Source organism: Blautia sp. BCRC 81119, from assembly GCF_003184505.1.
Classification (GTDB): Bacteria; Bacillota; Clostridia; order Lachnospirales; family Lachnospiraceae; genus Blautia_A; species Blautia_A fusiformis.
In genome coordinates this window covers 170,374-194,451 of the sequence record NZ_QJHD01000003.1, presented here as the reverse complement: position 1 = coordinate 194,451, position 24,078 = coordinate 170,374, and the positions used below count along the sequence as shown (strand labels likewise).

The following is a 24,078-nucleotide window of genomic DNA, read 5'->3' as shown; positions in this document are numbered from 1 at the left end:
TACTATCATCTTCTTCCATCCAGACTATACTGTCGGCCCCGGAATCTCACCGGATCATACCTTTCGGCTCGCGGGCTCTACCGCCGGTAGGGAATCACACCCTGCCCTGAAGATATCTTTTTGTTTATTTTAATACTTTATCTGTCATTTGTAAAGCGGAATTTTTATTTTACTCATTCCATGCGGAATATTATCATTGAACGGTAACGAAACTAATCACTAATCCGCATACTATACTCATCTTTTTTTGTATATAACCAATTCAGGATTTTCACCGTCTTTCTCATATGTACATATCATAATAAAATCCATATTTGCCAGAATACCGAAGTATCTGTCCCCTCCGAATTCAGATTCCATTTGATTTCCCAGATAAGTTTTCTGGTCATCCAGAAATTTCACTTTTTGTCCATTTGGCAGTGCATATTCCAGATTTACATATTTACCTACAAGTGCATTCAGTCTGTCTACCCTTGGAAGTCCATCTATATGTAAATCATTTATTTCATTTATCAATTGCATTTTAAACTCTTCAAACTGCCCATTGTCACTAAGTTCATCATACCTTTTCCAGTAATCTAACTTTGGAAGCATTTCTTTCAGATAAGTGCGTGCCTGTTCTTCGGTAAAGCTTTCATTTACCATATTCTTTACACAAACATCAATCAATTCATCCATATCATTATATGTGTATGTTCCATCTGCATAGCACCACTTACAATACTCCTCATTTAATGTGCCATCCTTATCACGTCCCAATATGGAATCATCATCAATTGGCATCCCGCAGCACTGACAGATCAGCTTTCTGGGTTCTCCCAAAAGCGTATTGATCGATACATCAAATTCTTTCGATAAGAGCTTAAGTGTATCAGTATTCGGAACGGTATCTCCATTTTCCCAGCGTGATACAGCCTGTCTCGTTACCATGATTTTATCTGCCAGCTCGTCCTGTGACATTCCTCTTTCCGTTCTAAGTTTTAAGATTACATTTTTTGTTTCCATAGCCGTCACCTCCATTATCCTATTATAAAGATAGATCCATGTTCTGAAAAGCAACTTCCTGTTACTATAGTCTATCCATATTTTATAATGTAGTATATGAAGTGGATAATATAAGAAAAACCCTTGAAAATACTGGATTTTCAAGGGTTTTATGGATCTTATTAAAGATCTGCAGATATCAGATTATTTACCCATCTGCTTTGCAACTTCCTCAGCGAAGTTCTCTTCTTTTTTCTCAAGACCATCGCCTGTCTCGTAGCGAACGAAGCCTTTGATCTGGATCTTAGCGCCGTTCTCTTTTGCTACCTGCTCTACGTATTTAGCAACGGACTGTTTTCCGTCCTCTGCTTTTACGTATGTCTGGTCAAGAAGACAGATCTCTTTGAGCTCTTTCTTAATACGTCCTGTGATCATTCCCTCGATAACCTTAGCCGGTTTCTGGGACTCCTTCGGGTCGTTCTGAATCTGAGCCATAAGGATCTCTTTCTCATGCTCGATATAGTCAGCGCTTACTTCCTTGTCGCTTGTGTACTGCGGTTTCAGAGCTGCGATCTGCATAGCTACGTTCTTAGCCATCTCTTTAACAGCATCGTTAACAACATCTGTCTCAACGTCTACAAGAACGCCGATCTTTCCACCCATATGAGTGTAGGAAGCGATGAATCCGTTCTGCTCCTCAACCTGAGCAAATCTACGGATGTTCATGTTCTCGCCGATTACTGCGATCTGAGCTGCAAGAGCCTCTTTTACAGTCTTAGTTGTATCAAGTGCCCATGCCTCAGCAAGGAAAGCATCGATATCAGCTGCTGTTGTGTTAAGTGCCTGTGCTGCAACATCTGCAACATAGCTCTGGAATTTTTCGTTCTTTGCAACGAAGTCTGTCTCAGCATTAACCTCAACAACGACTGCTTTCTTTCCATCCTCTGTTACTAGAGTTTTGCAAAGACCCTCTGCTGCAATACGGCTTGCTTTCTTCTGTGCTGTAGCAAGACCCTTCTCACGCAGGAACTCAACTGCTTTATCCATATCACCATCTGTAGATGTAAGAGCTTTCTTACAATCCATCATTCCGGCGCCGGTCATCTCTCTTAACTCTTTTACCTGTGCTGCTGTAATAGCCATTGTTCGTTTCCTCCTGAAATATTCTGTTTATACGAATTATTCCTCTGTAGCTGCAAACTCCTCAGACTCAGCCTCGATCTCGCCATCTGCCTCAGCAGTTCCCTGCTTAGCCTCGATAACAGCGTCAGCCATCTTGGAAACGATGAGTTTTACTGCACGGATAGCATCGTCATTTCCCGGGATCACATAGTCAAGCTCTTCCGGATCACAGTTAGTATCGCAGATACCGATAAGCGGGATTCCAAGTGTATGAGCCTCCTGTACGCAGATTCTCTCTTTCTTAGGATCTACGATAAAGATAGCATCCGGGATTCTCTTCATCTCTTTGATTCCGCCAAGGTTCTTCTGAAGCTTAACAAGCTCTTTGCGAAGCTCGATAACTTCTTTCTTAGGAAGTACGTCGAATGTTCCGTCAGCTTCCATTGTCTCGATCTCTTTCAGTCTTGCGATACGGCTCTGGATTGTCTTGAAGTTTGTAAGCATACCACCAAGCCATCTCTCATTTACGAAGAACTCTCCACAACGCTCTGCCTCTGTACGGATAGCATCCTGAGCCTGTTTCTTAGTTCCTACGAAAAGGATGTGTCCACCGTTGGCAACGATATCTGCTACTGCATTGTAAGCATCGTCAACCATTCCTACAGACTGCTGAAGATCGATGATATAGATACCATTTCTCTCTGTGTAGATGTACGGAGCCATTTTAGGGTTCCATCTTCTTGTCTGATGTCCGAAATGAACACCTGCCTCTAAAAGCTGCTTCATTGAAATAACGCTCATGTCTTTTCTCCTTTTTGGTTAAATTCTTCCGCACAGGTCGCCTTCTCTCTGGACCCATCCTCACACCGTAGGGCACCATCCTTATAGAATCGCCGTGCGTGCTTATTTTTGCAACTTCTGAATTATAGCATAGAAAATCCCCTTATGTAAAGGGGATTTTTCCAATTTTTTTCTGTTTTTCAGCGGTTTCCGGCAGACTTCAGAAGCTCCAGCTCTTTTTCGGTGAGCGAACGATATTTTCCTGTCGGAAGATCTGAAGGAAGCGCCAGCGGCCCCATGGATAGTCTTTTCAAATAAGTTACTTTTTTTCCCAGTGCCTCCATCATCCGTTTTACCTGATGGAATTTTCCCTCGTGGATGGTAAGTCGGATCTCAGATTCCCAGTTCTTACCGGCTTCTGCAGATTCTGTGCCGGACTCCCAGGTAGAAAGGATCTCCAGCCTTGCCGGTCGTGTGAGATCTTTTTCCCCGATATCCACGCCTTCTGCCAGCTTCACGACATCTTCTTCTGTCACTTTCCCGGATACTTTTGCATAGTAGGTCTTATCCACATGCTTTTTCGGAGAAAGAAGCTCGTGTGCCAGAGGACCGTCATCTGTGATCAGAAGAAAGCCTTCTGTATCTTTATCCAAGCGTCCCACCGGAAAAAGACCCTTTCTTCTGTCTTTCTCTTCAATGTAGTCGAGAACCGTTTTATCTCTGAAGTCCTCCGTTGCGCTGACACAGCCTGCCGGCTTGTTAAAAAGATAGTATACATATTCCGGTGCAGCATGGAGCTCCTGCCCGTTCATAACCACCTGATCTTCTTCTGTTACCTTCAGCTCCGGTTTCTTCACAGATTTCCCGTTAACCTGCACCTGACCCTTCTGTATGTATTTTTTTACCTCGCTTCTTGTACCTGCGCCGGCATCTGCCAGAAATTTATCCAGCCGGACTGGTTTTTCCATTAATCATTTACCTCCCATTCTGTTACATGGGCTGCCTTTGCATCTGCTCTGATAAAATCCGGGATCTCACCGACAAATGTCATATAAAGTCCGGAATCCCCGCCGGTGCTCTCTTGTCCTTCCAGAACCACTTCCATTGTGGCATCTGCATTCCAGATAGTCCATCCGTTTACCAGCTGTGATGGACGGATACATTTTTTCAGGGCTTCCAGCTGTTCCTTTTTATCGTAACGGACTTTATAACCGTTCTCTGTTTCTTCAAGATCCGAAATGGGCTCAGTGTCGGAAAAAGCTTCATCATCTTCGCCGGCAGCTTCGGAGCTGAAGTAATAAACATCAATATACTCAACAGACAGCTCATCCATAGAAAGAGGATATCCTGTTTCTTCCAAAATTGCAAGTGTTCTCTTATATGACGGATACACCAGAACGGAGGTGGACACATTCTCTCCTTCCTGCACAGCCGGTACATTCATTCCCCATTCATCCATGTAGCCTTCTGACGGAATTCCCGTATAATCGAACATCAGCATTGCACATGGCTGGTCTTTTACTGTCTGACCGCCGTTTTCCAGAATGTCCTTTCTCAGTGCCTCTGCCAGTGCCTGACGCTTCTCTGCATTTTTTTCAAATAAAGAATGAATATCTCCGTCACAGAAAATACCGGTAACCTCTTTCAGATACTGTTTGTCCAGCTGGAAAAATGAATATCTGTCTTCTTTCCATGTCTGCTCATCATACAGGGCTTCCATAAGATTCTGTGCCTGTGCAGAGGATACAATATAGCCTCTGCATACACTGAATCCCTGTTTATTTATGTAGCGCACATACATGCGCCTTCCTGATTTTTTTCCTTTTTCATTCTGAAGCCTGATATCCTTCAGACTGTTATATAATGCTTTACTTTTCATCACCGGCTGATCCAGCAGACCGGAACTATTGTCTGAGGTGGCAGTATACCGGATCTTATAGATTCCGTTTTCTTTTTTTTCCACATTGCAAAGCTGCTCTGTATATGAAAGATTGCTTACATTTATCACAACTCCCTGAAGATTGTCATAAGCCGGAAAATAACTGTCATATCCCAGAAGATCCATTTTCATGGTCAGCGCACAGATTGCCACAACACCTCCAAGGATCATAAGCTGCACTTTTCTGCGGAAAAATCTGCGAAAATCCATTTCATAGATCACTTCCAGAATTCCATGGACCAGGATCGTTCCCAGTATCATTCCGAAGATCCACCATGCTGTTTTGGATGAATCTTCCGGAATCATATAAAAGATCAGACCGATCCCCAGTCCGGATGGTATTGTGAGCAGGGCACTTAAGACCGGCTCCATCCAGGTATATACCAGAGCTTTTCCGGTATTCTCTGACCTTCGTCTGCAAAATGCCATCCAGGAAAGTGCTGCCATGATAAACAGCGTGAGGATCAGTATCAGCAACTGCTTTCCAAAGCTTCCGCTGCTGTATCTATCTATAAAGCTTACGATCACCATAAGAGGAGATCCCAGATTCCGCACTGCTGCCAGAATTCCGTAACTGCCCTCGTACCAGGTATCAAAAAATAAATGTCCGCTTAACTGCAGCATCACTGCCAGAACGATACTGTAGGTAAACAGCCCTACCCATGCAAGTGCTCCCATCAACATGGTACCGGTGCAGGCGATCACCAGCACTGTGGAAAAATACACCAGAAGATACATCAGGAGATGGAGCACCAGCAGGATCAGTGCCTTTTTCATAATGGAAAGGCTGTAATATCCTCTGGCTGCCCCGATGCATACCGCAGCAAATTCCATGATCACATATGGCACCAGATAATAAAGAACAGCCAACAATACTCTGTGCAGAAACAGTGCACTTCGCTTTACCGGAAGGCTGTGATAGAAATCCACTTTTCTCGGGGAATACAGATACCAGAAGCCGCTTACTGCTGCCAAAAATGCGGTTACCGCAGCCACAGCTGCTCCCATTGTGAGAAAGTCACTGCTCCACAGGCTGGAATACAGATAGGAAAGCTGACTCTGAGTATAACTGCGCTCATTCCATTTTCCCATCAGAATAAGTTCCGCTACCGGAAATGCAAGGAGAAATGCGATCATGGCAAATGCCGGGATCCATCTTTGTCCTTTAGAAGAGGATTTCATATACTCACTGGAATAAATTTTTGACTTCATAGCCTGCCACCTCCGTTTCGCTGATAAATATTTCTTCCAGAGTCAGTGGGAGCACTTCGCAGAAAAGAGGATTTTTTGCCTGTATCTTCTCCATGATCTCTCTTCTTGTTCCCCTTGCAGTAATAAGCAACAGGGAGCCCTGATGCTCTGTTTTCAAAACCTCCAGCTCTTTCTTTAATTCTTCTTCTTTCTTTTTGTCAGTAAGTACACACTGGATCTTATGGATGTGGAATTTCATATCCTCCAGATCTCTGGAAAGGAGAATTCCTCCCTGATGAAGAAGCCCGATGTGATCGCAGATATCTTCCAGCTCACGGAGATTATGGGAAGCGATCACCGGCGTAAATTCACGACTCATGATCTCCGATGCAAAAATACTTTTTACTGCCTGGCGCATTACCGGGTCCAGGCCATCAAAGGTTTCATCACAAAACAGATATTTCGTTCCTGTACTGATTCCCAGGATCACCAGAAGCTGTTTCTTCATTCCCTTGGAAAAAGTGCTGATTTTTCGTTTTCCATCCAGATGAAACTGCTTCATCATTGTCTCAAAACGCGCCTGCTGAAATCCCGGATAAATACAACGGTAAAATTCTGCCATGTCCAGAGCATTGTAATTTGCCGGAATATATGCATCGTCCGGGATGTAGAAAAAATGCTCTTTGATCCTTTCATTTTCAAAAACCGGTTCTTCATCCATCAGCACCTCTCCTCTGTCCTGACGGATGATCCCGGCCATGATACGGAGCAGAGTACTTTTTCCCGCACCGTTGGAGCCAATCAGTCCAAAAACCTCCCGTTCCCCGATATCCATGGTGACCTTATTTACTGCCTGTATCTTACCAAAAGCTTTGCTGCAGTTTTTTATCTCAATCATTGTTTCCCTCCTTATAGCATAAGCGGATCACACCGATCATTTCTTCCTCCCCTACTCCCAGAGCCATTCCCTTTTCTGTGATCTTTTTCAGCTCACTTAAGGTTTCTTCCATACCGATCTGCCTGATCCTGCCGCTGTCTGTGACAAAACTGCCTTTTCCCTTCACCGGACAGATCAGCCCCTGCTGCTCCAGTTCCATATATGCCCGCTGGATGGTATTGGGATTGATGGATAATTCCACGGCCAGCTGCCGCACAGACGGCATCTTGGAAGATGGCTCCACAGCTCCTGACAGGATCAGCATCCGGAATTTCTCTACGATCTGCTCGTAAATGGGACGTCTGTCCTGATAGTCCAAGAATAACATACGACGCTCCTTTCTCTGTAATCTGTGTATTAAGTGTATTAATTCTTTTAATACACTTATGATAGCACACGATACAAAGGTACGCAAGAAATGGTCTCTTAAATAAATATAAAATCTATATAAATTTACCGGCAGCAAAAGATTCCGGCATATTTTTATAAAAAAAATCTGTAATGGCATCCTTATACTATGATTCCACTACAGATTCTCTGTAAAGCAAATATTCATCTATCACTCTGCCTGATCCAGTAGCAGGCAGATATTCGTGATCCACATTGGATCAAACAGCCCGGTAGCCACGTTTTTCTCCCCGGCGCGCAAAATACTGATATCCTCCGATCATCGCTGCCGCAAAAACACCATAGATCATCAGAAGGCTTCCTGCTCCGGCTTTTTCCACCAGAGTCTGGGCGTATTCACTGAAAATAAGTATCCAGGTATTGGCTCCGATGTGCATCAGCACACTGGTCCACTTATTACCGCCCATCTCCAGAAACCACGCAGAAATCCCTCCCAGAACAAACGCATACACAGCCTGCAGGACATTTCCGTGATAAATTCCGAAAAACGCCGCAGAGATCACAGCGGAAACCAGCACTGAAAAGTGATCCCGAAGTCGCAGATAGATCAGCCAGCGAAAGATCATTTCTTCTGCAACGGGCGCTATGATCCCCATCCAAAAGATCATCATAAACAAACTCTTTCCTGAGGTGATCTTCGTCATCGTCTCTCCATAGCTGGATGAGATCCAGTTCTGCAGAATCGCCACCAGCACATTGGCATACTGGGCAAATCCGGCTCCAGCAGCAAGAAGAAGCAGCATTTCAGGAATAGATAGCCTTTGTTCCTCAACGGAAGTCAAACCGCCGATCAGCCTTCCTATACGATCCTTCCGGTAAAAATATACTGCCGGAAACATAACCAGCACTCCGGTAAGTCCGGTGATCACCAGCGTATAACTATAGTACCTTTCCTGTGCGTTGCCGACATGCCCTGCCAGCCAGAGAAGCACGGCGCTTCCGAGGATCTGTCCGATAAGATAATGGATTCCTGCCGGATAAAGCTCCCTCCACACTATTTGAAAAATATTCTGTTTGTGCAGAGGGGTCAGACGAAAAAATTCAGAAGTTCATCTGCGGAAGCTACGATCTGAAGAGGCTGTGCCTTTTCCAGTTCTTCTATGCTTCCATATCCGTAAGATACAGCCACACACTGGATCCCGCATCGTCTGGCTCCAAGAATGTCATGTTCTCTGTCACCCACCATGATCACCTGGTCACGGTGGTCAGAAAGGCTCATTCTTTCCAGAGCTTCCTCGATCACCTGAGATTTGGTTACTTTCGGTCCATTGAGGTCCGTCCCGGCGATCACCTCAAAATACCGGCTCAGATTAAAATGGTCCATGATCTGTGTTACGTAAAAGGTCGGTTTCGCAGACGCCACAGCCATTCTGTAGCCACGACGTTTCAGTTCTGCCAGAGTGTTTTCCACGCCCGGATAAACGGTATTCTCATACATTCCTTTTTCTGAATACCGCTCTCTGTAATATTCGATTCCCTTCTGCGCTGTCTCTTTATCAAATCCCGCATATTTCATAAACTGTTCCAGAAGCGGCGGACCCACAAAAACCTTCAATGGCTCCAGCTCCGGTGCCGAAACTCCAAGCTTCTCCAGTGCATACTGTACAGATTTCGTAATCCCCTCTCCGGATTCTGTCAGTGTTCCGTCCAGATCAAAAAAGATTGCCTTATACATAAATTCCTCCTGTTGTATAAAATAATCAGTAAGTATGCCTATTGTATCACTGTTTTTCTGGTAAGTCCATGGTTTCATAGTACAGCTTCCCGGATTTCACAAAACCCATGAGTTCTGCTTTCCAGGGATTTCTGCTTTTTTTCGGTAATTCCGCCAGAAGCTTTTTTCCCTGCCAGTAAAAATCACATTCTTTTCCATTGATCCGAAATGAAAGGATCTGGAACGGAATATCCGGACTGATCTCTATCCGGATCCTGTTACCGTCTGTTTTCATTCGGATCACCGGTTTTTGCTCTTTTTCTTTTTTCCTATCCGACGTTCCTGTTGGTTCTGTCCGATAGTAAGATAATGCCGGATTTTGCTTCTTCTCCCTCTTTGATGCATCTGTCACTGACTTTCGAACTGGTTTTTGAGTCAACGTTACAGATGGACTTGCTGTCACTGTCTGTATGGGGATTGGTTGTTCAGTCAGTATTGGCAGTTTTGTTGGTATCGGCGTTTCCGTCAGTTTTTCCGCAAGCGTATCAGCTATCTCTGCTTCTTTCGGAATAGTTATCCCCGGATTTTCATCTTGTCTGATATCCGGTTCCTGAACTTCATAGCCTTCTCCCCCGACCCCCGGATCTTCTCCATTTTCCATAAAGCTTTCTTCCTGAGAACGTACCTCATCTGTCTGAAAATCTAAATTCCATTGTGCAGACTCCTCCTGATCATTCTCTGATTCTGCCCAGGCAGCGGAATACTCCTCAGTATTTCCTTCTTCTCTGTTCCAATTACTATCATCACTTCCTTCTCCTGCATAGCTTTCTTCCCAGTCTTCCGGTAGCTGTCCGGTTCCTTCTCCCACATTCATATCAAATCCGCCGGTATCAAAACTATCCATTCCTGACACATCAAATCCATAGACAGCAATGGAAGGGATCATCCATCTGCATAAGACCAGCAGAAACAAAACAATAAAACAGGTTTTCCTACTAGTAATTTTCATTTCTTTTGGTTTTTTCTGATCACTTTCTCTTCTTTTTCTCATTAATCTCCTCCCAAAGCTGCAGATTTCTGCTTTCACTGTCATCCAGTAATTCCGCTTTTTCTTTCTTTTTATAATCTTCCCACAGCTTTCTGCTGGCCTCTTTCTGCCCGGTCCGAATAAGAAACATCCCATATTCTCCGTAAGCCACAGGATATTCTGCATCATACAGAAGAAGATTTTCATAATATAAAGCCGCTTTTTCCGGTTCACACAAAAGCTCCGCATTCCATGCCAGCAATAGCTCAATACGACGCTGCTGTTCTTTTTCCCCATAATTTCTACTTAACCTCTGGAGTCTCTTTTCCGCTGCCATACAGCACTTTTCCCGATCTTTTGAGTCTTCCGGATACTGTCTGGCTTCGTAATACAAATCTGTTACTTCTGAGATCGCCACAGAAAATTCTTCCGTTTTCAGCAATCCTGCTATCAAGATCAGTGTTCCTATCAGAATCCCTGCAGCTGCCGCTTCCAGAAATCGTTTTCTCCAAGTGATCATCCGATATCTGTTTTCCAGCTTTTGGATTTTCTTCTGAACCACTGACATATCCGAATATCTGTATTTTTCCTGTTTTCTGGTACATCGGAACAGAAGCCAGAAAAAATCCGGATATAAAATCCACTGCCATTTCTTTTTTCCGCAAAGCTTTTCCAGGGTCTTCCCCAGAGCATAAATATCACTTCCCGGTCTTAAGTAGCCCTGATACTGCTCCGGCGCCGCATAGCCTTTCGTTCCTTCACAGATCTGTTTTCTTTTTCCATGATCGAACATGGCACTTCCAAGATCTATCAGATACAGATGCCCGGTTTCAGAAAACATAAGATTATCCGGTTTCAGGTCCCCGTAACAGACCGGTGGCTTCCGACTGTGAAGATATTCCAATACTCTGGCAATCTCCTTTCCCAGAGCAAGGATTTCCCGTAAAGAAAACCGTTTTCCTGAACGGAGAAGTTCTCCCAGCGACTGACCCTTGATATATTCCATGATCAGATAACAGTACTCCCCTGTTTCCACATAATCGATAATCTTCGGTATTGCAGGATATTCCAGATGCTGCATGAGTCTGGCTTCTTTTTTCTTTGCGATCGGTATCTCTTTCACTGCACGGCAGATACCAAGTTCCATATCTTTTGCCAGATAAAGGCTTCCACCTCCGCCATGTCCAATTTGTTCTACAATACAATAACGTTCTTTCAGAACATTTCCGATCAGACAGATCACCTTCCTCTCATTTCTGTCAGACAATATTTATGCTTACATTTCTTATTGATTTGGGATAATCCGGTGAATTCCGGTTTGAAAAAACAGATAACTTATAGTCAGGCAGATATTCGTGATCTGCCCTCGTTTAGGATAAGTCCTATTATAGCACGTCCTGTTCTTTTTGCAAAGAACTTTCTATATAAAAAAGTCCGCCGGATATAGCAGACAAAAATATCTCTTTATCCGGCGGTCTGTCATTATTCATAGTGTTTGTATCTGCAAAGCTATACCTTACATACGATCCGGTGCAGAGAATCCAAGAAGATCGATGCTTGTCTCAAGCACTCTTCTTGTAAGCTGGAGCAGCTGAAGGAAGGATTCCTTCTGTGCCTGATCCTCTTCGCTTAAGATCTTGGTCTCATGGTAAAAGCTGTTAAATGCATTGGATACCTCATAGATATATGCACAGATCTTATGTGGTGCTTTTTCTTCAAAAGCGTTCTCAACCATTGCCGCAAAGCCGGAAAGCTGAAGCATCAGGTTCTTCTCACTGACATTGACTGCCGGAAGGATCTTACCTGTACTTAAATCTCCTCCCTCCTGTACATAACGGTTCAGGATTGACTTAATACGAACGATAGTATAAAGGATATACGGACCTGTATTTCCCTCAAAGGATGTAAAGCGGTCAACATCAAAGATGTAATCCTTGGTCGCCTGGTTGGAAAGATCTCCGTATTTGATTGCGGAAAGTCCTACGATCTTGGCAGTATCCTTTGCATCTTTATCTTTTACACTGCGATTCTCCACGATCTTACGATACATTTCCTCATCAATATCTGCGATCAGGTTCTCCAGACGCATAACACCGCCTTCTCTTGTCTTAAACGGTTTACCGTCTTTTCCATTCATGGTACCGAAACCAAGGAAGGAAAGCTTGGTCTCCGGATTTACAAGACCGGTTTTTCTTGCGCAGCGGAATACCTGGATAAAATGCAGCTCCTGACGCTTGTCAACAACATAAAGGATCTCATCCGGCTGAAAGAGTTTCATACGCTCTACGATAGTAGCAAGGTCTGTGGTCGTATAGAGAGAAGCTCCGTCTGATTTCAGAAGCATACATGGAGGGATCTCCTTGGTATCACTCTCTTCTTTTACATCTACAACAAGAGCACCCTGGTCCTCATAGGCAAATCCTCGCTTCTTCATATCCTCTACCATATCCGGAATATATGGCTGTGCATCGGATTCTTTTTTCCAGAGGTCAAAATCTACGTTCAGATTCGCGTAGTTTCTCTTAAGGTCTGTTACAGATACATTCATGATGTGGTTCCAGAGAGCCATGTATCCGGGTTTACCCTGCTGAAGAAGGTGGGTTGCCTCCAGTGCCTCATTACGGTAAGCCTCATCCTCTTTGGACTTCCCACTGGCACATGGATAGATCTCTTCCAGCTCGCTGATGGTAAACGGTGCTTCTGCCGGATATTCACCGGTAAAGCTGTCATCAAAATATACCAGCTCCGGTTTCCGGTGTTTCAGCTCGGTGATGATCAGTCCCATCTGAAGGCCCCAGTCTCCAAGATGTACATCACCGATCACCTTATGTCCTACAAAACGTCCGATACGCTTGATGCTCTCACCGATGATCGCAGAACGGAGATGTCCTACGTGAAGCGGCTTGGCAACGTTTGGTCCGCCATAGTCGATAATGATCGTCTTCGGATTCTTGGCAGTCTCAACAGAAAGCTTCTCGTCCTCTGCCATCTTATTCATGTATTCTGCAACAAATTCCGGTTTCACATCCAGGTTGATAAATCCAGGCTTTACAACTTCTGCTCTGGAAAAGATCCGGCTGTCTGACAGCTGTGCTACCACATCATCAGCGATCATAAACGGTGCCTTGTGATATGCTTTGGCTCCTGCCATAGCACCGTTACACTGATACTCACATAAGTCCGGTCTGTTGGAAACAGTAACTTTTCCGTAAGACGGATCATAACCTGCTTTTTCAAATGCTGCGGAAAGTTCTTCCGCCATCTGTTCCATAATCTTCTTCATGTTTCAAACTCCTCATATCTTTGTTTCTGTATTTTATGCTTATAATGTCACTTTTCTTGAACATGCGACTGCAAGGGCACCATAACCGATATGGCAGGCAACACTTAAAGAAAGGGGATCCATATGTATCTCCATTCCCGGAAATACCTCCTGGATCTCTTTTTTAAATTCTTCTGCTTCTTCCAGATTTCCTGTATAAGCAGCCTGAAGACACATCTCACCGTCAGATGCGTATTCCTTAAAACGTGTTTCCCAATCATTCTTCATTGCCTTCAGCATGGCACGTTTGGCCTGCTTCTTGCCACGGACCTTGGCGTAGGCATCCAGCTTCTCTCCCTGGATCTGAAGTACAGGCTTCAGGTTCAGAACCGTTCCGATGGCTGCTGCTGCCGGTGTGATCCTGCCACCTTTTTTCAGATATTTCAGGGTGTCAAGTGTGATATAAATACTGGAATCGAGTTTCTGATCTGTAAGGATCTTCTTGATCTCTGCAGCACTTTTTCCTGCCTCGGCAAGCATCTTAGCATCCATTACAGACTGTCTCTGTGTTACGGAAATCCGCTGATTGTCCACTACCTGAACACGACCATTATAATCAATAGCAAGTCCCATTGCAGTAGAACAGGATGCACTCAGTCCGCTTGACATCGGAATATGAACGATTTCCTCATAATCTCTCAGAAGCTTGTCCCACAGATCACAGAGATCAGCCGGACTTGGCTGAGATGTGGAGATCGGTTCATCCTTCTTAAGCTTCTCATAAAACTCTTCCTGTGTGAGAGTTACACCTTCAAGATACATTTTTTCATTAATATAAAACGGCATCGGTATCACATAAACGCCAAGCTCTTCGGCCTGGGCCTGTGTGATACCGCTGTTGCTGTCTGTTACAATGGCAATTTTGCCCATTCTTTTCTCTCCTCCTGGTCTGTTATCTCACAGTTCAAAGAATTAATGCATCAGCCCCTGATGGACTAATTCTTTGAACTGCTGTAGAAATCCATGATGTTAGTGTATCATATTTTTTTCTATACCACAATTGGAAATTTTCTGTGACCTTCGCTCATAAAAAACACCTCGCGGAATATTACCAGTGAACAGTAACTAAAAAAAACAGCTGCCATACAAATATTTATGCACAACAGCTGTCACACTATTTATCAAAAATATCCTTATCTATTTATGATCTGTGTCTTATTTCATTTCTCTTACGATCTTTCGAACCGGAAGAACAAATGTCGGAGATACGGACAACTCATCCAGTCCCATCTCTACAAATCTCTCAGTAAGTGTAGTGTCCGCACCAAGCTCACCACAGATTCCGGCCCAGATACCTTCTTTGTGTGCATTATCCACAACCATCTGGATCATACGGAGAACTGCCTCATGATGGGAATCATAAATGTTGTCAAGCTTTGCATTCTGACGGTCAATAGCCAGTGTATACTGGGTCAGATCATTGGTTCCGATACTGAAGAAATCAACCTCTTTTGCAAGAAGATCACTGATCATAACAGCTGCCGGAGTCTCGATCATGATACCCTGCTCCACGTCATCACGGAACGGGATCCCCTGTTCCTTAAGCTCTGCTTTTACTTCTGCTACAATAGCCTTGATCTGCTTCACCTCTGTTACAGAGATGATCATCGGATACATGATGGAAATATTTCCGAACATGCTTGCACGGAAAAGCGCTCTCAACTGTGTCTTAAATACTTCCGGACGGTCCAGACAGATACGGATCGCACGATATCCCATTGCAGGGTTCTCCTCATGCGCCATATTAAAATAATCGATCTGCTTGTCCGCTCCGATATCCAGAGTACGAATGATAACTTTTTTGCCGGCCATATTCTGAGCTACGGTCTTGTAAACCTGGAACTGCTCTTCCTCTGTAGGATAGTCTTCTTTTTCCAGGTATACGAACTCACTTCGGAAAAGTCCGATGCCTTCCGCATCATTGGCAAGTACATTCGCAACATCACCTGTACTTCCGATGTTGGCATAAAGGTGGAGCTTACGACCGCTCTTGGTAACAGTTTCTTTACCTTTCAGCTCTTTGAGCATTGCACGCTGTGCAAGTTCATCGGCACGCATATCCTCATATTTTTTAAGGGTCTCTGCATCCGGCTCAACGATCAGATTTCCGCTCTTTCCGTCTACGACTGCCATCTTACCGTCCATGGACTCATCGTATTCAATATTGATCAGCGCCGGAATATTCATGGTTCTCGCAAGAATCGCAGTATGTGAGTTAGAAGAACCTTTTCTTGTGACAAAAGCAAGAACCTTGCTCTTATCCATCTGTACAGTCTCACTTGGTGCAAGATCCTCTGCAACTACGATCACCGGCTCGGATGCTTCAAGCTCTCCATCTCCATGGCCGGAAAGCACACGTACCAGACGGTCTGAGATATCCTTTACATCAGCTGCTCTCGCTTTCATATAATCGTCGTCCATCTGTGCGAACATTGATGAGAAGTTATCACCAGTTGTTGCAACCGCATATTCTGCATTTACAGACTCTGTACGGATAATGTTGTGGATGGAATCCAGATAGTCATCATCATCCAGCATCATCTGATGAACCTCAAAGATTGCCGCTCCGGACTCTCCAACTTCCTGAAGAGCCTTGTCATAAAGCTTCTGAAGCTGTGCCACAGCCTGCTCTCTGGCTGCCTCCACACGCTTTACCTCTTCTTCCGGATCCTCCACGTGAACACGTTTAACACTGGCGTCAACTTTCTGGAGGATCGAGATCTTACCGATCGCAATACCGGAAAATACAGATTTACCTTCCAAAACCTTCATGAAATTATCTCCTTCTGTTTTTATATTTGCCCACTTATGATGTATTATATCATACTATCCAAAGATTCTGCCACGATTTTTTTATGATCTCTAAAAAACCTGTAAAAACTCTATTTATACTTTCTTTTTTTGTCATATATACAGCAAAAGTGACAAAATAAAGACCGCAGAGCTTCATAAAACCTGAACAATACTTTCAGATATAAAAATAAGCATCTGCCGCCGGAATCCTTCCGGCAATTGCAGATGCTATATGTATGTATATCTTTTTATTCACTGCGAAGGGCATCGATCGGATTAAGATTAGCTGCCTTTACAGATGGGAGAAGTCCGAAGATCAGACCGATCAGCATGGAAAATACCACAGAGCCGATGATAGCCGGAACGCTGATGGCTGTTGGTGCTCCTGACACCTGAGACACCATTTTTGACAGGATGATTCCAAGGACCACACCAATGATTCCTCCGATACTGGTCAGCACCGAAGCTTCCGTCAGAAACTGTCCCAGGATCACTTTTTTTCTTGCTCCGATAGCTTTTTTCAGTCCGATCTCGCTGGTACGTTCTGTGACAGATACAAGCATGATATTCATAACACCGATACCACCAACAAGCAGGGAGATACTTGCGATCCAGATCAGCTGCTGATTGGTACTTTCGCTGAGCTTCTGGAGATTCTTAACCTTCTCCATAATGTCTTCCGCTTTATATTTAAAGTTCGATTTGTTTTTTTCATTCTGGATCCCTGTATTCAGAATATCCTCTGCTGCTTTTCCTACAGAACTCATATTATCTGTGCTGTCTGCACGGACTGTCACATTTTGCGGCTGATCAAATTTAAATGCAACAGGCCAGGTAGTATCCGGGATCATCACGCTTCCCATGATCGTCTGCGAATATTCCTCGTATTCAGAAATCGTATTGATCTTCGGCATGCTGTCCTCACTCTGAGTGATCACACCTACAATGATATACGGTTCTGATCCCACCTCAATGGTTTTCCCTACAGGGCTCTCACTTCCGAAAATATTCTGTGCAGCATTGGAATCCACAAGAGCAACCTTTCGGTAGCTGTCATAATCTTTTTGTACAAATCCCCGCCCGGACTGGACCAGGTATCCCATCGTTTTCAGATAATTGCTGTCGATCCCGTACACGGTTCCGCCCTGAAAGCTTGTGTTTTTATAATAAACACTGGCAGACTGGCTACTGTAATAAAATGTAGAACTGATCACATGATCCAAATCTCCGATCGCCGTTTTCTGGGAATCAGAAATAACCGGCGGTGTGGCCGAGCTTCCGTAAGAACCATAATCCATATCGTATGTACTGTCTCCGTCATAGAGCATAACCTGTACGGTATTGTTTCCGGACCCGATCAGATCTTCCTTGATCTGCTCACTGGTACCTTTGATCGTAGATACAATTGCAATAATAGATGCAATACCAATAATAATACCCAGCATGGTCAGAAAGGATCTCATCTTATGTGACCATATTCCCTGAAAAGCCAGGCGTATATTTTCAAACATGAAATTTCTCCTTCCTGTTATTTATTCATTGTACATATCATCCAAAGTCACTTCTTTTGTCTTGGCTCCCTCCTTCACGGCATCACCATATGGGAAAGCAAGAAGATCATCGGATTTCAGACCTGAAGTTACAACTGCATAATATCCGCTGTTTACAATGCTTCCCACTGTGATCTGCTGCTTTTTCAGTGTTCCCTTCACGTCTTTGTATACATAGCTGGTTCCATTTTCCGTACGGATAAATGCCTTCATCACAACCATACTGCCTTCGGCAAGTTTATTTGACTTCAGAGATACCGTCACATAATCCTGGTCGGTAAACTGCAATGAACGATCTGTGATCTCTGCATTAAAGGTGTAATACGATACATTGGGATTAGAATCTCCACCATAATAAGCATTTGAAGAATCCACCGGGTAATCGGATACATTCAGTACCTTCGCCTCAAAGCTGCCGGAATTATAACTGGTACACTGAAGAAGTGTTCCCTCCTTCATCTGATCCAGCATCAGTTCGCTGACCGTTCCGGTAACATAAAAACCATCCTTACTTTTTACTTTCAGAAAAGCATCTCCATTATAAGAACCTGTGACTTCATCTCCGATGTAAGCAACCGTTCCATCCAGTTTGCTTGTTATCAGCTTGTTTTTTATTTTGTTCTCCAGCTTAGTGATTTTCAGATTATTTTCCTCAATATCCAGTTTCAAACTTGCGATCTTGTTTTTCTGGATCTTGATCGCATCCTCTCTTGACATGGTTGTGCCATCAGTACCGTCATCTCCATCACCGCTGTCATCCGGTATCTCATCATCATTTTTGTCATATTTGGAAGCCTCGTCCAGTGTAAATTCTGTTTCCGCATACATATATACCGGATTTTCAAGAAGACTTCCATCGATCAGATAATATCCTGTACAGGAAAGTGTTCTGTCCTGAAAATCAGCAATGGTATCATTCTCATGAAACTCCAGCTGGAACCAGCTGCCGCCTTTCTGGACCACTTTGGTTCCATCCTCACTGTATCCCGCCATTCTGTTAAAGAAGGATCCCATCACCGTAACTTTGCCTTTGGCACTGCTTACAAGAAAAACATAGGGATCTTCTTCCGTACCGGTTCCTGTAAACGGCTGAGAAGTATAATCCAGCTTCTGATAAAATTCCGGTTCACCATCTGTGATCCCCGGAATTTCCGGTTCTGTTATATTGGGATCAGGAAGCTCATTGGGTCCCAGTGTGGGAGTCGGTGTCGGAGATACCGTTGGGGTGTCATCTTCTCCGGAACCCCAGTCCGTAGTCTCTCCGTCTGTAATATCATTGGCAGTAGGATCCTGGTAGGTCGGATCCATGATCAGATCCTCATCGGATGCAGTTGTATCCTCTTCCATATCCGCTGTGTCATCTCCGGTCATCTGCTCTGTTTCACTGTCCGTCGTTTCTCCGGACGGCATTTCTTCGGTAACTTCCTCTGCAGAATCTTCAAGATCTCCTTCTGTATCTGTAAAGGCACTGAGAAGTAATGGCCTGGAGGAAGCCGCTGCAAGATAGCTACCATCTGTAGTAGCCGCGGAACCGGTAGTTGACTGCATATCCTCGTCTCCGTCACTTCCGGAAGGTGTATCGGTATTTGTCATTTCTCCGTCACCTCCTGTATCACCACCTGTAAGATTCAGGTCCGTATCATCAGTACTGTCTGTACTGTCTTCGATGGGACCTCCATTCTGAAGACTTGTCAGACGGTTCTGTGCTTTGGTCAGATCCTGCTCCTGCTTCTGCTGTTTCAGCTTTGCAATATTCAGTTCCATCTCTACAAGTGTCATATCAAAGGAGATCAGATTATCGCCTTTTTTTACATCATCACCCTGGGATACATATATTTTCTCGATGATCATATCTTTATCCATATTTACATTCTGAGAAACATTCGTGGTGATGGTTCCATCCAGTGTTGTCTCTGAATACCAGTCCGTCTGAAGATTGCTGACGCTGGTTACCGGCACCTCTGTTACCTTGGATTCTTTCACATGCATAAGCCCTGTGTAGATTCCTCCGGCTGCCAATGCCGCAACCAGTACACCAACGATCACTCTCTTCACCACTTTCATTCTATCACCTCTTTTCCTGCAGCTCACCGTCACGGATCATAACAACCCGTTTGGCATGTGCCGCGATCTCCGGGTCATGTGTGATCATCAGCACAGAAACTCCCTCATCGTTCAGCTTCTGAAACAGTTCCATAACCTGTGCTCCCGATTTCGTATCCAGTGCCCCGGTAGGCTCATCTGCAAGCAAAAGCTTGGGATTGTTTACGATCGCTCTTGCAATAGCCACTCTCTGCATCTGTCCTCCGGAAAGCTGGTTGGGCTTAAAATCCACCCTGTCGGCAAGGCCTACACGCTCCAGAGCTTTTCGTGCACGTTCCCGGCGCTCCTTTTTGGGAACCCTTGCATAATTCAGCGGCAGTTCCACATTTGTCAGCGCACTCTGCCTTGGAAGGAGATGAAAGCTCTGAAATACAAATCCGATCGTTTTCAGACGGATATCTGACATCTCATTCTCTGTACATTTGGCAATATCTTCTCCATTCAGGAGAAAAGTTCCCTTGGTAGGTTTGTCCAGGCATCCGATAATATTCATCAGTGTAGTCTTTCCGGAACCAGAAGGTCCCATGATCGCCACATATTCTCCCTCCTCCATGGAAAAATCTACATCTTTCAATACAGGTACCGTCATTTTCCCCTGTTGATAATCCTTATATATTCCTTTTAAATCCAAAATCATTCTGTCGGCGCTCCTTCCATCGGAACAAGGTCATCTCCCGAAGAAATATCGTCTGTCGCATCCATCATATCACTGTCTACAGCTCCATCTTCGATCATTTCAGGCTCTGAGCCATCACTTTCCGTGTACGCAGAATCATCAATACTTTCATCATCCTCGGAATCATCCCACATCGCCGCTGTAGTCTGATCTGCAGTACCTTCTGTGACAGACATACCTTCTTTCAGCTCATCTGTCGGAAATGCGATCTTATCTTTTTCAGAAAGTCCGTCTGCGATCTCATATTCCCCAAGATCTTCATCATACTGTCCTAATATGACATCTCTCTTCTCCAGCTTGTTCTGACCGTTTGCGATCCAGACATATGGGCTGTCTGTATCCGCATCCACGATAAAATAATCGTTCAGCCAGATACCGGACTTCTTCTCATCCTGTCCTTCGTCCGGTTCAATATACACATGCTGCCCCAGCATCAGACCCTCAGATGAATCCAGATTCACATAAAACGGATAGGTACTGGATGATGTCTGATCATCACTGGCACTGGACATTCCGAACATTGCCATATCCGAACTGCTGTTGCTGGTAGAATTATCCAGGTCAACAGAGCCCATGGTGCCCTTCCAGGTTTTTGAAGAATCCACCCTGGAACGAATGATCACAGGAGTTCCCTCTATGATCGAATCACGGTTTATTTCGTTTACCGTTCCCTTTACACGATAAGCACCTGTACTCAGGAGCGTGATAAATGCATTGCCGGAGCTGTTTCCGGAACTGGAATCTGTGGAATCCGTCGTGCCTTCTGTCAGCGTATCCTCCACGCCCTCAGAATCATCACCGCCCATCTTGGAGGTATCGATCTTCTGGATCACTCCATCGATCTCACTACGCACCTCGGTATTCTGCGTTGCCTGGGAAAGCTTATCGATCTCTGCCTGTTTGCTTTTCTGATCATATTCATTCTTCTTAAGATTCATTTTCTGTGTTTCGATCTCTATTGTATAGGAAAGCTGATTATCTGCTGTAGCTTTCTTTTTCTCAGCTTCCAGTGTAGTAATCTGATCAGATATACTTAACTGTTCGTTTTTCAGGCGGTCCAAGGCCAGCTGTGCTTCCTGAAGACTTTGCTGGATACTTCCAAGATCATACTGAAAAAGAAGCTGCCCTTTCTTGACTTCCTGACCGGTCTTTACCTGAACTTCTTTTACCTTTCGGCCGCTTTCGATCTTTACCTGAACCGTTTCCTGCGGTTCCACAACACCTGCATATCGGTTTTCCACTCCGGAATCCATTTCCGAAAGCTTGCTTATCTTTGTTACATATACAATATCGCTGCCTCCTGCGGACCCTGCATGATGTGTATAATAATACCATCCACCGGCTCCGATACCGGCTGCAAGTACAAGGACTCCAAGTGCGATCAAAATACGTTTTTTCATATCTGTCCCCTTTTCTCAGCATCGTACTAAAACTATCTGTTGCTTCAAACATCATAGCAGATTCACTCTAAAAAGAAAAGTCCCTGAAGAAAACGATGCAGATTTCACAGATTTTTCATAAAAAAGTCTCCTTTTTCTCCATTTTTGCGATATTTTGACTTTCGGTACTTTATCTGCTAAAATGTTGTAATATAACTTTTTTGAAAGGAAAGAACAATATGAAGACAGTGAAACATCTGCTGGCTTTCTTGATGATCATTCTTCTCTCAGTTTTTTTATGTAGCTGCTCCCAGTCGGCCAAAGCTCATGCGGAGAAGGCGATCAAAAAAGATCTGGATCTTCTTAAAAATCTGGACTCTGAAACAACCATGCAGTACATATCCTATCAGGAACTGTTTCCGGATTCTGATGACAGCACAAAGCTTTCTGCTGACATAAAAGAAGTATTTTCTCTCTTCTTTCAGAATTTCGATTACAAAATCCTAGGTATATCCGTTGATAGCGACGAAAAAAATGCTTCTGCGCAGCTTAAGCTTACTACTCTGGATGCTGAGGCTCTTGCCAGTGATTTTGTTTCTGCAAGCCTTCAGGAAGAAATACTGGAAACCGCCTCCGGTAAAGAAAATGATAACGGAAATTCCCTGGAGCAGCGTTATCTGCTCCTGTACAAGCTTCTCAAGAATAACACGTACAGTTCTGTAGAACGCAATACTTCCATCCAACTAAACAATCTTGGATCTTCTTCAGAACCTGACTGGGAGATTACGCACAGTTCCTCTCTCGAAAATGATCTGGTCGGTGGCCTTATCACCTATCTGTCCGATCCTGATCTTGTGCCGCCTGCCGAAACGCTTACCGTCTATCTGAAAACGCTTCAGGAAATGGATGTAAAGCAGATGGCTAATTATTTGGGGCTGGATTCCATTCTGAACACTTCAGATTCGGCAAAAAACGCCATTGCCTCTGCCCTTATGGAACAGTTTCACTCCTGTTTTAACTACAAAATATCAAGCACCTCTGTTTCCGGATATCTTGCTGAAGTGGACGCAGAGCTTACCACATTTGACAGTAATTCCATTCTTACACAGTACGAAAAAGAATTGAATACTTATCTGGCTTCTGCTGATGCAGTGATCGACGGTTCCCAGAAGCGTTACAACAAATCACATGAACTGCTTCTGGACAGTATCAGGAATAATCAGGCAACCATAACTGCCACTGCTACCTTCCATCTCACAAACGATGGTGCATCCTGGAAGCTTGAAAATGCAGGTACCGAACTGGGCAATGCCATCTTCGGAACTCTTACCGCTTCACCGGTTCCTGAAGATTCTACCGAAGATAACGAATAAAGAATAAAAGCTAGAAAACCCGTGAATATCTGCTTTCTCTGACAGGAAAGCGTGATCTTCACGGGTTTTTTATATTCTTCTTTTTTATATTCCGGATATGATCTTTATAAAAAGCAATGCAAGGACTATAAGAATAATAGGCCGTATGATCCGGCTTCCGTTTTTCATAACCATACCTGCACCGGTATAATGTCCTGCGATCGAGAACACTGACGCTGCAATTCCAAGCATGATCACAATCTTTCCGCTGAGCAGAAATACAACAAGAGCCGCTACATTAGAAGAGAGGTTGGTAACCTTCATGGTACCGGATGCTTTTGCCACACTCATTTTTCCCAATCCTGTAAACAAAAGCAGGAGAAAAGTTCCTGTTCCTGGTCCATAAAATCCATCGTAGCATCCTACAGCAAGAGAGCATACGGCACAGAGCAGGATCTGTTTTTTTCTGGCGATCTCGCCACCCTTCTCATCCATATTTTTCTTGCGCAGCACATAAAAAGCAACCACCGGAAGAACAGGGATCAGCATATAACGCAGGAGCTTATCACTGGCTATAAGAGCAAGGTGAGCTCCTATGGAAGATCCCAGGAGTGCCATTGGAATACATGGAAGCACCAGGATCCAGTCCACAAATTTATTTTTGCACAGACGGACAGTTGAGATCAATGTTCCTGTTGCTGATGACAGCTTGTTGGTGGCAACAGCATTATGTACAGGAACTCCGGCCAAAAGATAAGCAGGCAGGGAGATCAGTCCTCCCCCGCCTGCTACAGCATCTACAAATCCGGCAAGAAATACAAGTGGGCAAACGATCAGAAATGTATAGATTGTCGGCTGCAT

At 44.2% G+C, this 24,078-nt stretch carries 20 protein-coding genes and 1 riboswitch; of the genes, 1 reads left to right on the top strand and 19 read right to left on the bottom strand.

The window, feature by feature from the left end; genetic code table 11:
- Positions 1 to 3: 3 nt before the first annotated feature.
- A riboswitch (FMN riboswitch) is annotated at positions 4 to 118 on the bottom strand.
- Positions 119 to 237: 119 nt separating this feature from the next.
- The 18 genes from DMI82_RS03030 to DMI82_RS02945 form a co-directional block, all read right to left on the bottom strand.
- The gene (locus DMI82_RS03030; RefSeq protein WP_110102468.1) at positions 238 to 1,005 is read right to left on the bottom strand and encodes a zinc ribbon domain-containing protein; all 768 of its coding nucleotides are present in this window, start codon (positions 1,003 to 1,005) and stop codon (positions 238 to 240) included.
- Positions 1,006 to 1,188: 183 nt separating this feature from the next.
- Positions 1,189 to 2,127: a translation elongation factor Ts gene (tsf, locus tag DMI82_RS03025; RefSeq protein WP_110102467.1), complete on the bottom strand. Its 939-nt coding sequence runs from the start codon at positions 2,125 to 2,127 to the stop codon at positions 1,189 to 1,191.
- Positions 2,128 to 2,163: 36 nt separating this feature from the next.
- Positions 2,164 to 2,907 (bottom strand): 30S ribosomal protein S2, encoded by a 744-nt coding sequence (rpsB, locus tag DMI82_RS03020; protein ID WP_044960678.1) that lies wholly within the window; start codon positions 2,905 to 2,907, stop codon positions 2,164 to 2,166.
- A 179-nt stretch (positions 2,908 to 3,086) separates the two neighbouring features.
- Positions 3,087 to 3,854, bottom strand: coding sequence for a pseudouridine synthase (locus tag DMI82_RS03015; RefSeq protein WP_110102466.1), 768 nt, complete (start codon positions 3,852 to 3,854; stop codon positions 3,087 to 3,089).
- On the bottom strand, positions 3,854 to 6,037 hold the full coding sequence (locus tag DMI82_RS03010) for a DUF6449 domain-containing protein (RefSeq protein ID WP_110102465.1): 2,184 nt from the start codon (positions 6,035 to 6,037) through the stop codon (positions 3,854 to 3,856). Before DMI82_RS03010 ends, DMI82_RS03015 begins: the two co-directional genes overlap by 1 nt.
- The gene (locus tag DMI82_RS03005) at positions 6,012 to 6,914 is read right to left on the bottom strand and encodes an ABC transporter ATP-binding protein (RefSeq protein ID WP_059085567.1); all 903 of its coding nucleotides are present in this window, start codon (positions 6,912 to 6,914) and stop codon (positions 6,012 to 6,014) included. The genes DMI82_RS03010 and DMI82_RS03005 overlap by 26 nt, the downstream gene beginning before the upstream one ends.
- Positions 6,907 to 7,281: a GntR family transcriptional regulator gene (locus DMI82_RS03000; protein ID WP_092068887.1), complete on the bottom strand. Its 375-nt coding sequence runs from the start codon at positions 7,279 to 7,281 to the stop codon at positions 6,907 to 6,909. Before DMI82_RS03000 ends, DMI82_RS03005 begins: the two co-directional genes overlap by 8 nt.
- 280 nt (positions 7,282 to 7,561) lie before the next feature.
- Entirely contained in the window at positions 7,562 to 8,356 is a 795-nt protein-coding gene (locus DMI82_RS02995; protein WP_022427116.1) for a CPBP family intramembrane glutamic endopeptidase, read from the bottom strand.
- Positions 8,357 to 8,388: 32 nt separating this feature from the next.
- Positions 8,389 to 9,036, bottom strand: coding sequence for an HAD family hydrolase (locus DMI82_RS02990; RefSeq protein ID WP_110102464.1), 648 nt, complete (start codon positions 9,034 to 9,036; stop codon positions 8,389 to 8,391).
- A gap of 46 nt (positions 9,037 to 9,082) precedes the next feature.
- Positions 9,083 to 10,066, bottom strand: coding sequence for a hypothetical protein (locus tag DMI82_RS02985; RefSeq protein WP_021650393.1), 984 nt, complete (start codon positions 10,064 to 10,066; stop codon positions 9,083 to 9,085).
- The gene (locus tag DMI82_RS02980) at positions 10,044 to 11,309 is read right to left on the bottom strand and encodes a serine/threonine protein kinase (protein WP_021650392.1); all 1,266 of its coding nucleotides are present in this window, start codon (positions 11,307 to 11,309) and stop codon (positions 10,044 to 10,046) included. The genes DMI82_RS02985 and DMI82_RS02980 overlap by 23 nt, the downstream gene beginning before the upstream one ends.
- A gap of 249 nt (positions 11,310 to 11,558) precedes the next feature.
- A complete protein-coding gene (gene argS, locus DMI82_RS02975) occupies positions 11,559 to 13,325 on the bottom strand; it encodes an arginine--tRNA ligase (RefSeq protein ID WP_110102463.1) in 1,767 nt (588 codons plus the stop codon).
- 39 nt (positions 13,326 to 13,364) lie between these two features.
- Positions 13,365 to 14,234, bottom strand: coding sequence for a DegV family protein (locus DMI82_RS02970; protein WP_015524658.1), 870 nt, complete (start codon positions 14,232 to 14,234; stop codon positions 13,365 to 13,367).
- Between the two features lie 285 nt (positions 14,235 to 14,519).
- Positions 14,520 to 16,136, bottom strand: coding sequence for a phosphoenolpyruvate--protein phosphotransferase (gene ptsP / locus DMI82_RS02965; RefSeq protein WP_015524657.1), 1,617 nt, complete (start codon positions 16,134 to 16,136; stop codon positions 14,520 to 14,522).
- A gap of 269 nt (positions 16,137 to 16,405) precedes the next feature.
- Complete coding sequence (locus DMI82_RS02960; protein WP_021650388.1) at positions 16,406 to 17,668, bottom strand: ABC transporter permease; 1,263 nt, start codon at positions 17,666 to 17,668, stop codon at positions 16,406 to 16,408.
- 21 nt (positions 17,669 to 17,689) lie between these two features.
- Positions 17,690 to 19,771, bottom strand: coding sequence for a hypothetical protein (locus DMI82_RS02955; protein WP_110102462.1), 2,082 nt, complete (start codon positions 19,769 to 19,771; stop codon positions 17,690 to 17,692).
- A gap of 4 nt (positions 19,772 to 19,775) precedes the next feature.
- Positions 19,776 to 20,447, bottom strand: a complete 672-nt coding sequence (locus DMI82_RS02950; protein WP_015524653.1) for an ABC transporter ATP-binding protein — start codon at positions 20,445 to 20,447, stop codon at positions 19,776 to 19,778.
- Complete coding sequence (locus DMI82_RS02945) at positions 20,444 to 21,886, bottom strand: efflux RND transporter periplasmic adaptor subunit (protein WP_110102461.1); 1,443 nt, start codon at positions 21,884 to 21,886, stop codon at positions 20,444 to 20,446. Before DMI82_RS02945 ends, DMI82_RS02950 begins: the two co-directional genes overlap by 4 nt.
- Positions 21,887 to 22,104: 218 nt before the next feature.
- Between DMI82_RS02945 and DMI82_RS02940 the strand changes: the two genes are divergently transcribed.
- Entirely contained in the window at positions 22,105 to 23,238 is a 1,134-nt protein-coding gene (locus DMI82_RS02940; RefSeq protein WP_110102460.1) for a hypothetical protein, read from the top strand.
- Between the two features lie 84 nt (positions 23,239 to 23,322).
- Here the strand turns inward: DMI82_RS02940 and DMI82_RS02935 are convergent, their stop codons facing one another.
- Positions 23,323 to 24,078 (bottom strand): sulfite exporter TauE/SafE family protein, encoded by a 756-nt coding sequence (locus tag DMI82_RS02935; RefSeq protein ID WP_021650384.1) that lies wholly within the window; start codon positions 24,076 to 24,078, stop codon positions 23,323 to 23,325.